Below are 11,439 nucleotides of genomic sequence, written 5' to 3' on the forward strand. Positions count from 1 at the left end.
TATACCAACCTCCTGCGGGGACTGTTATAACAGCGGAAAAGCAGGAAGGATTACTCTTGAGAGAAAGTTTCTCCCAATCTCCAGGCAGATCGCCTTTTAAAGACTTGCCAACGACTCGCGCCATCACACAATCACAAGCGGAATTAACACGTCCATCCAACTTCATCTCGCCGCAAAACTCGGATTGACGCTGAAAGACTTGATAAGTTTTCGGCGATAAAATCGTAAGATCAGCATCTTTCAGACCTTTTGGAATATCCGTTTCCAATATCATCCCCTTGGTCTCCTCTTCTATCATTAACACTGAATCGGCATTATTGTTTCCGTTCATTACTACACCATTACAAAGATATTCGGCGCTTGCGTGTGGCAATACCGAACATCGAGTTCCTTTCGTGAATAATTCGCCCTTAGGCCAAAAGCAAGTATACCAGTGCCTTGCAGCTTCCCCCAATACTTTAGGTTAAAGTTTAGATCTATGAGGGCGCAGGCAACTGCATCCTTTTTTGTCAACAATAAAAGGCCTGCTCGAACCCGAGCAGGCCTTTTATTAAGATAGGAATGACTTAAAAGCGGACGCCGACTACTGCGCTCAGTCCATTAAGACCATCAGCGCCAGAACCGTTGTACCTTAAAGCTCCATAGATGGGTGTTGGGCCAGGGAGAAATTCCATGCCAACACTAGCGGCCCAAGCGAGGTCTGTACCGACACTCCCCCCTAAATCTTGATCAAAAGCTAAACCAAGACCTACCGAAAAGAGAAATTTATCCATCCGTGCAGAATAATTCGCCAAGACAGGAATAGCATATAAGCTGCCTGAACCGTACCAATCCGCGCTTAATGTCAAATTAGACTTAAAGAGTGGATTTACGGAGGGCAACTTAAAGAATCGCCATTCGGCGCCGACAGTCAGCCATGTAGCCCCTTCAGCATCGCGTGCTGATGCATCAGAAGGAAAGAAAGCACCCGCTCGCACGCTAAGCCCCGTGCCCAGAGGTTCATATTGCGCGTTCGCCCTCGACCCAAACGCCGCAACGAGAGCTACCAGCAAAATCAAATAGAAAAGCGAATTCCAATTTCGCATCGAATCAATCCTCCTTGAAAAGTCTTTGCAAGTTATTTTACCAGATTCCAAGGGAAGGCTATTATTCGTATTGTGATCTTTATTAAGGTTAATCTTAAACATCACAAATCATCCAAATTCAACGTATTATAAATTACATGCGGCGCAATTCAGTCTGACTTTGTGGTTGGGTTTGCGATATACTCTCTAAAACAGAGACAGGTTTGTCCTGACCTGAATCTAAGGACAAGGTGAAGCTTTATGGAACCTAACGATGCTTTCAGAATTGTGCGATTGGTGCGAACGCTTTCCTCAGAGATCTATGAAGCTCGCGAAAACGACGAACGTATTGCTCAGATTGATGTGCATTATGCAGGTGAGGTCATTTATGTGACAGTTATCACCGAAACCGCGCTCGAGGAGTCTGCTGAGCATCGATTGATGAGCCAAATAGATGAAGAAATCGTCTCTTCTTACCTCCCTTCTATTGCCCGAACCGATTTAATCGTGACGATCTTCAAGGGCAAAGAGATTGCCCGCTACTGCGATTCGCTCGATAACAATATCCCCTTTGACGATCAATACGATAACGGGAGCGAGAAGAACTAAAGGGACGACACAGCATCAGCTTGTGCGACCTAGGTAAAATGAAGCCCATTATGGACGAAATGGCCAATTACGACTTTGTTGTTATCGGAAGTGGAATTGCAGGACTAACATTTGCGCTTAATGTTGCTGATGCAGGCACGGTTGCGCTGGTAACTAAAAAGGAGCGCTCCGAGTCGAACACTAACTACGCCCAAGGGGGGATAGCTGCTGCGGTGGGAGCAACTGACTCTTGGGAGTTTCATTATCAAGACACTTTAGTTGCGGGCGCCGGGCTTTGCCACCATGACGCAGTCGAAGCCTTGGTTAAAGAAGGACCCGACCTCATTAAATGGCTTCAAACGCAAGGGGCAAACTTTGATGTCACTGATGGCCCCGACCCTCACTTTCTTTTAGGGCGCGAGGGCGGCCATCGGCAAAATCGCATTGTCCACCATGCCGATAAAACCGGCTGGGAGAGCGAGCGAACACTTCTTAGCTCCCTTAAGTCACGACCCAACATAACGGTTTTTGAACACTTCTTTGCGCTGGACCTTGCTATAACAGAGGGCGAATGTATTGGGGTCCATCTGCTAGATACGCACTCGGGTCAAATCGTCCAATTTGGCGCTAAGGCAGTAGCTTTGGCTACCGGCGGGTGTGGACAAGCGTATCTATACACCACCAACCCCCCCATCGCAACTGGTGATGGTGTAGCAATGGCTCGCAGGGCAGGCGCAACGATTGCCAATATGGAGTTCATCCAATTCCACCCCACCACGCTTTACCACAATGAAGCCCGATCCTTCTTAATTAGTGAAGCTGTTCGAGGCGAGGGCGGATTACTTATACGCAAGAATGGCGAACGGTTTATGGATGCCTACCACTCAATGGCCGAACTTGCGCCTCGCGATATCGTCGCCCGCGCCATCGACGCTGAGCTTAAGGAGCATAACGAGGAATGTGTCTATTTAGACATAACCCACCTTGCATCTGATTTCATTCAAAAACGCTTCCCCTCCATTTATAAACGATGCTTATCAGTAGGGTTGGATATCACCAAAGAGCCAATTCCTGTTGTGCCTGCAGCGCATTATTCATGCGGCGGCGTTGTGACTGACCTAAATGGCCGTACCAACTTGCCTCGGCTTTATGCCTGTGGAGAAGTCTCATGCACGGGGGTTCACGGCGCTAACCGATTGGCCAGCAACTCATTATTGGAAGCATTAGTTTTCGGTGAACGGGCAGCAAAAGACGCCCTTAACTGGCTTCAAAAACCGGCGCCAGTTAAAGCAACCCCGCTTCCTCAAGCTTCTGCCCATAAGATTGATAACACCGCCGTCTTTAAGTTCAGAAAGCAAATTCAGGAGATCATGTGGTCGCAAGTCGGCATCGTGCGCACAAATGAGCGTTTAGTCCAGGCTCAAAGAGAGCTTGATGCGCTCGCCATCGAAGCTCTTCCCTTGCTCCAATCTCCTACCCCAACCGCCGATAGCGCTGAAATACGCAACTTATTCGATGTCGCCAACATGATTATCGAATGCGCCATTAACCGCAAAGAAAGCCGAGGGCTTCACTATACGCTCGACTACCCTGACAAGGACGATGAGCGATTCTTGAAGGATACAATTCTAGCGCCTCAAGTCAAGATTGAGTGCAACCGCCCATAACATACTGCGTAGAAAAGCTCCCTACCTGTTAGGGTACATACTCGTAGCGTGTGTTGCGGCGGCGGGGTTCATATCCGGCGGACTTAATGAGGCTTTCAATTTCGTTGGCATTTAGGATGAATTTGCTCCCGGCAGCGCTAACCACATTCTCTTCAATCATCACAGAGCCAAAATCATTAATCCCATATCCAAGAGCAAGCTGGGCTATCTTCGGGCCCTGAGTTAAAATAGACACTTGAAGGTTATCTACATTGTCTAACATCAGGCGTGAGACGGCCACCGTTCGAAGATAATCAAATCCAGAAGCCTTCTTTTCGATGGGCAAATTCGTATCTTCCGGCTGAAAACTCCAAGTGATAAATGCCCGAAACCCACCCGTATCGTCCTGAAGCTCGCGAATACGAATAAGATGCTCCACCCTGTCTTCCACAGTCTCCACATGCCCGAACATCATACTCGCTGTCGTGCCCAAGCCAAGTTCATGCGCTGTGCGCATGCAATCCAACCACTCTTGAGTGGTGTCCTTATTCGGCGCAATCTGGTTCCGCACCCGATCAACCAATATCTCCCCCCCTGCCCCCGGAATCGAGTGCAATCCGACTTCCTTCAATCGCACTATACAATCACGAAGGCTCAATTTGGAGATATGGGCAATATACTTCACTTCCGCAGGCGAGAGCGCATGAAGAATTGCGCTGGGGTAACGCTGCATAATAAGGCTGAAGATACGCTCATAATAATCAATTTTGAGCGAAGGGTTCAACCCACCCTGAAAAAGCACCTCGCTGCCCCCCGTATCGATGAGTTCCCCAACCTTCCCCAAAACCTCATCATCACTAAGGGTATACCCCCCGACTTCTCCCGGCTTTCGATAAAAACCACAAAACTTGCACCGCACCCAACACACATTAGTGTAATTAACAATCCGCCCAATCACATAAGTAACAACATCCTCCGGATGCTTCCGCCGCCTTACCAAATTGGCCAAAACCGCCAATTCAGGCAAGTTAGGATAATGAAAGAGCCAAACACCCTCCTCCGAGCTAAGCCGCTCCCCTGCATATACCTTATCTGCAATCGTATCGATGGTAATCAATCCTATCCCCTCCGCACAGGTTATTGCACAAACACCACCTGTGAGGCTACACCCCCTCTCCCCGTCTTGCCCGTACGCAATAGAACAATCACTTTCCACCGGCCATTCGGCGTAGGGGGAAGATACAGATGGGGGTTTCCTAGAAAGGATCAGTTCCGCTAACATCAATGTCGATTGGTCGCGATGATCTGAACATCAGTCACAATAACCCAAAACGACCGAAATAATGCAAAAAGCATAAGCCCTGGAATTGAAAATCCCAGGGCTTATATAATCAGCTTTAGTAAATGACTTTGTTCAGCGGATATTCGACGATGCCCTCGGCACCGGCGCGTTTTAGTTTGGGAATTAGGTCTCGAACGACGGTGGTTTCGATAATGGTCTCGACGGCAACCCAATCCTCATCTTTCAAGGGTGATAGAGTGGGATTGCGTAAGGCGGGTAGAAGAGCGATCACTTCCGATAAATCACTCTTGAGAACATTCATCTTCAAGCCGACCAATCGCTCGGCGTTCATCGCACCCTGAAGCAGGATAGCGATGCTTTCAATCTTCTGGCGCTTCCAAGGGTCTTCCCAAGCATCCTTATTGGCAATCAAACGGGTGGTTGATACAAGAAGTGTGTCAACGATGCGCAGATTGTGAGCGCGCAATGAGCTACCGGTCTCGGTGTTTACTACAATCGCTTCAACAAGCTGTGGGACTTTGACCTCGCAGGCTCCCCAAGAGAACTCTACATGGGCATTAATCTCATTCGACTTCAAATAGCGCTCAGTTAGACGGACATATTCAGTTGCAACGCGCTTTCCTGTTAAATCTTTCACGCTGTGAATTTCCGAATCCTCATGCACTGCCAACACAACACGCACAGGGTTGAGTGTTGCCTTTGAGTATTGAAGCTCTGCCACTTCGCATACTTGCGCGCCGGAGTCTTCAATCCAATCCTTTCCTGTCAAACCCAAGTCGATCACGCCGTCTTGTATATATTCAGGAATCTCCTGCGGGCGCATAAGGAGCGATTTGATCTCGGGATCATCCACCACCGGCTCATACGAGCGCGCGCTAACCCGAAAATCATAACCAGCCTTCTTAAAAAGACCAAACGTAGCATCTTGCAAACTGCCCTTTGGCAATCCTAATCTCAGTTCCACAGATCAATTTCCCCTTTTTCACTTTTGCTCTATTGTACCAGCCCAACCAATCGCTTAGCATGGGTAGTAGTCTATTGAACCAGAGGATGGCGGAGGCCATCGGGGATGAAAGGTTGAGGGGTTAGAAGGAGGACGTCTAGATTGGCTTCGTACTCGCCTATGGTGTTGGGTTGAACCTTGATTACTAGAGTATGACTGCCTGATGTCAAGCGGATTTTGCCCAGACTATACCATCCGTACTTCCCGCCATATCGTGCTTGAACTTCTGCTTTAGCAATCTTACCGACTGGAGTAGAATCGACGATCCATTCAATTGGCGAGGCATTATTTTCTCCGGGTGGCACACCGGCAATCCATAGGGTGTAATCCCCTTCTACCGGAAGTTGAATGTAATATCGAGCATAGTAAGTTCCGCCTGGAGGTTCGATTGAAGTCGAAATCTTCAGCACTCGTTGACCGCTTGCGCCAGGAGTAACGGGAGAATCACCAAAGGTATGATCTCTTGTAATCTCAGCTTCAACCCAAGCATATGAAGCTAACCTGGAGCTTGCCTTCTCAACTACCTCACGCATTTGTGCATAACCGGCTCCCGGCGATCTTTGGGAAAGCACTTCACCTTCTCGCATAGCCGATTTCAAGTCAGTGATGTCCATCTTATACTTCTGGCTTAAGTTCAATAGGCGATCGAATTCATCTATCACTTGATTTTCAGCCTCAACAGGAACAGGAATATCGGTTAGCCCACTCACCAAAACCGGTTTTGGCCCCACTCGGAAGGTCAACTTTCCGCCTTTATTTTTTGTCTCCACCGGCAGGCCATCAAAGGTGAGTACTGACACGTTTTTAGAATCAATTAAACGCAGAGTCAAATCTCGTTCTTCGCCATGGGACCACACATAGATAAAAGTGCCATTAGGTCGCGAAATCCAATAGGCATCAAAATCAGTACCGAAATCAACCCGATCCCCCGCTGCCGGACTCGGGAGCCACCAAACGGTTGAAGATAACCGCATAATCTCCGCGGGAACCCGAGCCGTCTCAGGAAAGAACACTCCCAGAGGTTGCGTAGTTGAAAGATTATTATCCCTCGCTGTTATTTGGGCGTAGTTTGAAAGCCAAGTGAGAGTTTCTTTACTCGTCCCTGTACGCACAAAGATGCCTTTAGCGCCAAGCGACTTTGCCCAATCCAGTGTAAGATGCATCGAGTTCTCGTCAGTATAATCGGTTTTCCCGTTCTGACTAGCCATCATATCCGAAGCCACGAGCCAACCGCTTGGACTCCAATCGAAAATCGTTGACAGCACATAGGCAGCCGAATTCTCAATTACGCTCGCACCAATCCCCCGACATAACATTCCGATGCCGTCAGAAGCCGCATCTTGAGGTTCAAACACATTCGACCAACCGGTCCAAGTATAGATGACCGGCACATCAACAACTTTCTTTACTGCGCTCGCCAAATTTCGGGCACGGCGAGCGCTCGCTCCTCGCATAATCTCTTGAATATCGTGCCAGTATTTACATTTCCCAATCTCAACTTTATAAAGCTTGTCGTTCTGGCTGTCCCAAAGGATGTTCGTTCCCCTGCCCCGCGAGAACATTGGCATTACTCGAGCAGCGATTTCATAAGAAGGCAAGTCGTATTCGGTAAGACCCCAGGCCGCATTCAATTTGCCTATCGAGGAATAATTCTTGCGCAATGCACGCTCGAACTCGGAACGGAAAAGCTTTGAATCCGGAACAAAGTCACGTTCTGGGTCCATCCACTTCACACGGCGGCCAAGCGGGTCAAGAAAACCGCGAAAACCTTTGCCGAACTTTAATGAGAGCAAGGTAGAAAGCAAATTATCACGCTGTATGTCATATTTCTCCCAATAGTCAGGCAATAAGCCTTGCGGGAAGTGGGGATAAATCAATAAGACATATGCCCCGGAATCGCGCGGGCGAAGTTGAATTCGAAATAGCCCATCGGTTGGGGTTACTTTTCCAAATTGGACAACAGTGGCATCCGTTTTATCGACTAAAGCAAAGATCGCGCTATCGGCTTTGGGAATACGAATGTTCTGTACACCTGCATCGGAAACGTTTGGAACTCGATAGGATTGGGGGGTGACTTGATAACCGGAAGTAAGCGGTGGGTCGGCGCCCATCGCCAGCATATATTTGAACCCTTGCTTTTCACATAAGTTAATCGAAGCCTGCCAGGCTGAATTCGACATCTCGCCCGGCGCAAGCGGCATTTCAAGAATCACATCACTCAAGCCGGCCTGCTTTATCTCCGCATAGCGCGCTTCGTCAATAGGATCGGTAATTCGAAGCCAAATACCAACAGGGACATATGGCATGTTGTCCCAAATGAGTGAACGGGCAAAGTTGATAGTCCAGGAATGTTTATCTCCCGCGCTATCGGTAAATGTGCCCTGCCGTTCACTGCCGAAAGCCGATAACATAAAAATTAGAAGCACAAACAAGCATACAACATACTTAAAACGCATATAAACCATATCTCTCACCACTTTATATCGGGAAAACTATCACCCATTTTTGGGTTGAACGGTTCCCCACCGGGCTAAGAATTTCGGATAATCGACTACCTGGTTCGTTTCAATCGACTCGAAGATAGCCTTCTCGACCTGCAGTACATGCCGCCCCTGCTCAACGGTCATTGGAGGCTCGGTGTCATTTCGAATCGCATCGCACAAAGCAACCAACTCATCATAATGCCCCATATAACCATGAGGGCCACGAGTGTCTTTAAAATGGGCATCGGGGTTAAAAGGGGTTGAATCCGGACCCGCGAAGATAAACGCCATGTCATCACTAGTTAGGTTTGTGCTCATATGGCACTCTTTAAAACGCTTTGACAGATAAACGCATCGGTCTTTACCGAAGAGTTGGAAGGAGAACTTGCTCATGCTCGCGTTATAGGCAGTACCATGCTGGATATAACTTGCTTGAGAGCCATCAGCGAAGCGCAGTGTTGCGATGAAACTATCAGCGGGCAGATGCTCATCCATACCGTAATAATGTCCCCCTGTTGCATAGACTGTCTGAATGGGGGCATCGTGAAACTTGTGGACGATTAAATCGAGATTATGACAAGCCTGGCCAGAGACTAAATCATTACACTGGCCATAAGTAATCCAGGGGTTTGGCAGAAGTTCTTTCGCTCGTTTAGCGCCGGGGGATAGCCTGAAGCATAAACCGATAATATACTTGATCTTCGACTCACGGACAGTACGTTCGAGTTCTAGAGCATCCTCGACTTCGATAGCAATCGGCTTTTCCATAAAGATATGCTTACCGGCCTTCGCCGCAGCAATCCCTAATGATGGATGAGCCTGTTCCCCCGTTTGAATAAGAACGCCATCAAGGCTCTTATCAGCGAATAATTTTCCGGGGTCTTCGGTGGTATATTCACCGCCAAAGTCAGAGAGGAACTTCTCTGCCTTCTCCTTAACAATATCGGCGTAAGCGACTACTTCCATACCGGGGATATACTTCGAGTTCAAGACATGAAGCGTCCCCATCCCACCGCAACCTACAACACCAAACCTTAATTTCTCCAAAACTCACCCTCCTGTCAAAAACCTCTCCCCTATTATGGCTCAGATGCACACCCTTGCGTCAGACGGTCGGCTTTGGAGGGTTGTTTCTGTAAGTTATGTACTATCAAAATGGTATTGATTTTAAACCTCATCATTTCAACCTGGCGAATAAAGTCGCATAACTGAAAAGTCATTGTCTTAAACCTAACCATTACCGCCCCCTACACATTATAAAGGGTCATTCTGAACGTAGTGAAGGATCTGTCTGGAAGGTCTCTTAGAGGGGTTGATTCGTCATCGCCGCTAGCGCTCTGCTACCGATGCATCGAAAAAATATACAAAGCAGTCTCAAAACTATTCCTTAAATGCTGACATCAAGAACCATTTTCAGGACGCGTTATCATTCCTTTTTATGTTAGTTTGGATGAGTTTATTATCGTTTCTTGGTGTAATAAAGTTCAAGGTCATCATTAACGATGAACCATATACTATGTTGATTCCAGTGAACACCCCAATACTCTGGATACTTATCTATTGGGGGGGGTATCGCCACTTTATCACCATCACGATCTACGACGTATTCGACATATCCTGTCATCACAACTTCTTGGTTTATCCCCAACTCATCTATAACTGAGTTTTTTATATACCATATGCCTTTATTATTTGACTCTCTACCACCAGAAGGATAGAACGTTTGTTCGAAGGTTCCATTATCCTTAAGTGTCAATACCTCCTTACCCAAGTTTTGGCCATTAATTTCGACATGCTTGTAGACTATTTCATACGAACCGATAATATCTGCCTTCGATAGATAAGTTTCGTTTTGCCTACAGCCAAAAAGCATAATTACCATACAGATCACCAGAATCAAGGTGCTATCCCGCATTGTGACAGGATAGCTCGATTTCACTTTCATAGACATTGTAGCCATTCTCATTTCGCTCCTTTTTCAGGAGAAGTTTCCCGATATTTCGTCAGCGCCGCTAGCGCTTTGCTTCCGAAGTATTGAAGCCCACACAACAAAATCCACCTAAGGGTTTTGGCCTACCCAATATCACAAAAGGGCGGGAGCTTTGCTCCAGGCCTTTTGATTTTAGGTGAGTCTGGATAGGTCAGTTTAGATTTGTTGGCATCCCACCATTCAAGAATGCCTTTGCGGGTTGGAGGCTCACCCCCAATTGGTTGCCCCATCATCTTACTGATAAATGGCACTAGTCGGTCATCACCTTTTTGTATCTTGTTCATCAGAAGCGGCAGAATCTCCATTCCCATGCCTATGATTTTATTTTGCGCCTCATCAGCTTCATGTGTTTTCTTTTGATCCATAAATTGGTCCCATTCCTCATAGAACCGGTCAAATTTCTTTGGGGTTTCAAGTTTCCTTTCTTTCCACCAATTGATAAGCTGCTCTTGAATGTACAGATTAAATGAAACTCCCTTCGGACAATCAACCATAAGCCGCTTTTTCGTAATCCTAATACACAACTTTATATGTGCTTCCTGTAAAAAAAAGCCCATTTGTCGGTTATTGAGATCCTTCTCAAGTATCTCAATGAGAAATGGAACGGCCTGAGGTCCCATATCCACAACAGCCTTTTCTTCTGGCACAGAGCCAGTAAAACTAGCTGCAGGGTTCTCTTTTATCCAAGTATTTTGTGCGTTTAGCCACACTTGATACTTCCATTGAAACTGCGCGCGCAATGGAGTATCCTTTTCCGCCGAACTTCCTCCCTTGTTTAATGTGAAGCAAAGAAAAGTAAACATTAGGATGATCAGTACACTAAAAAATATTTTTCGGTTTATCATCATTCTCATTATTTGTAGAATCTTTCGATGCTTCGGTAGCAGAGCGAAGCGGCGCTGCCGGAGCGCATCCTCTCCTTCTCTTGAGGCAAGACTATCTTGCTCTCCCGGCTACTCTACAAATTAACATACTGGCATCGAATAGTCAAATGCCCTCAAAGCTGACAGGTAATAATCTTGTTATTTTTTTATCGCCTACTAATCGGCTGGTTATATCCCCTGTCTTCCGCCGGTAACCCTCGATTAAAACACCTTCTTAAAAGGTTCATAAAGGGATAAGTAGCGAAAAAGGGGAAGCCCAGATTGATTTTAAGCGGGCGGAATGATTGGCCTGATTGATTAAGGAGGACCAGGCGAGTAATCTGTCTGGTAGGTTGTGGAGGAGGTTGCTTCGGCACATACCGCCTCGCAATGACACGGTTAGGGAAAAGGTGATAGGTGATGGGTGTTAGGGGGAGAGCAAGAAGCAAGAAGCAAGAAGCAAGAAGCAAGAAGCAAGAAGCAAGAAGCAAGAAGCAAG

At 47.1% G+C, this 11,439-nt stretch carries 11 protein-coding genes; 2 read left to right on the forward strand and 9 right to left on the reverse strand.

All coding sequences use genetic code 11. From position 1 onward, the window contains the following. From WCO51_04365 to WCO51_04375, 3 genes are all read right to left on the reverse strand, one after another. A partial coding sequence (locus tag WCO51_04365; protein ID MEI6512494.1) for a hypothetical protein occupies positions 1-331 on the reverse strand: 331 nt, incomplete at its 3' end. Positions 332-333: 2 nt separating this feature from the next. Then, entirely contained in the window at positions 334-516 is a 183-nt protein-coding gene (locus WCO51_04370; protein ID MEI6512495.1) for a hypothetical protein, read from the reverse strand. 50 nt (positions 517-566) lie between these two features. Next, the gene (locus WCO51_04375) at positions 567-1,085 is read right to left on the reverse strand and encodes a hypothetical protein (GenBank protein MEI6512496.1); all 519 of its coding nucleotides are present in this window, start codon (positions 1,083-1,085) and stop codon (positions 567-569) included. Positions 1,086-1,325: 240 nt separating this feature from the next. Between WCO51_04375 and WCO51_04380 the strand changes: the two genes are divergently transcribed. Next, the gene (locus WCO51_04380) at positions 1,326-1,673 is read left to right on the forward strand and encodes a hypothetical protein (GenBank protein ID MEI6512497.1); all 348 of its coding nucleotides are present in this window, start codon (positions 1,326-1,328) and stop codon (positions 1,671-1,673) included. 50 nt (positions 1,674-1,723) lie between these two features. Continuing rightward, entirely contained in the window at positions 1,724-3,319 is a 1,596-nt protein-coding gene (gene nadB, locus WCO51_04385; protein MEI6512498.1) for an L-aspartate oxidase, read from the forward strand. Positions 3,320-3,347: 28 nt separating this feature from the next. Here nadB and mqnC read toward each other — a convergent pair whose 3' ends face one another. From mqnC to WCO51_04415, 6 genes are all read right to left on the reverse strand, one after another. Further along, positions 3,348-4,415, reverse strand: a complete 1,068-nt coding sequence (gene mqnC, locus WCO51_04390) for a cyclic dehypoxanthinyl futalosine synthase (GenBank protein MEI6512499.1) — start codon at positions 4,413-4,415, stop codon at positions 3,348-3,350. A gap of 280 nt (positions 4,416-4,695) precedes the next feature. Then, a complete protein-coding gene (hisG, locus tag WCO51_04395) occupies positions 4,696-5,565 on the reverse strand; it encodes an ATP phosphoribosyltransferase (GenBank protein ID MEI6512500.1) in 870 nt (289 codons plus the stop codon). A 71-nt stretch (positions 5,566-5,636) separates the two neighbouring features. After that, entirely contained in the window at positions 5,637-8,069 is a 2,433-nt protein-coding gene (locus WCO51_04400; GenBank protein MEI6512501.1) for a hypothetical protein, read from the reverse strand. A gap of 30 nt (positions 8,070-8,099) precedes the next feature. Continuing rightward, positions 8,100-9,134, reverse strand: a complete 1,035-nt coding sequence (locus WCO51_04405; protein ID MEI6512502.1) for a Gfo/Idh/MocA family oxidoreductase — start codon at positions 9,132-9,134, stop codon at positions 8,100-8,102. A gap of 412 nt (positions 9,135-9,546) precedes the next feature. Beyond that, positions 9,547-10,047 carry a hypothetical protein gene (locus WCO51_04410; protein ID MEI6512503.1) on the reverse strand — a complete coding sequence of 167 codons (501 nt, stop codon included), beginning with the start codon at positions 10,045-10,047 and terminating at the stop codon, positions 9,547-9,549. 113 nt (positions 10,048-10,160) lie between these two features. After that, the gene (locus WCO51_04415; GenBank protein ID MEI6512504.1) at positions 10,161-10,931 is read right to left on the reverse strand and encodes a hypothetical protein; all 771 of its coding nucleotides are present in this window, start codon (positions 10,929-10,931) and stop codon (positions 10,161-10,163) included. Between the last annotated feature and the right edge of the window lie 508 nt (positions 10,932-11,439).

This window comes from bacterium, from assembly GCA_037131655.1.
Classification (GTDB): Bacteria; Armatimonadota; Fimbriimonadia; order Fimbriimonadales; family JBAXQP01; genus JBAXQP01.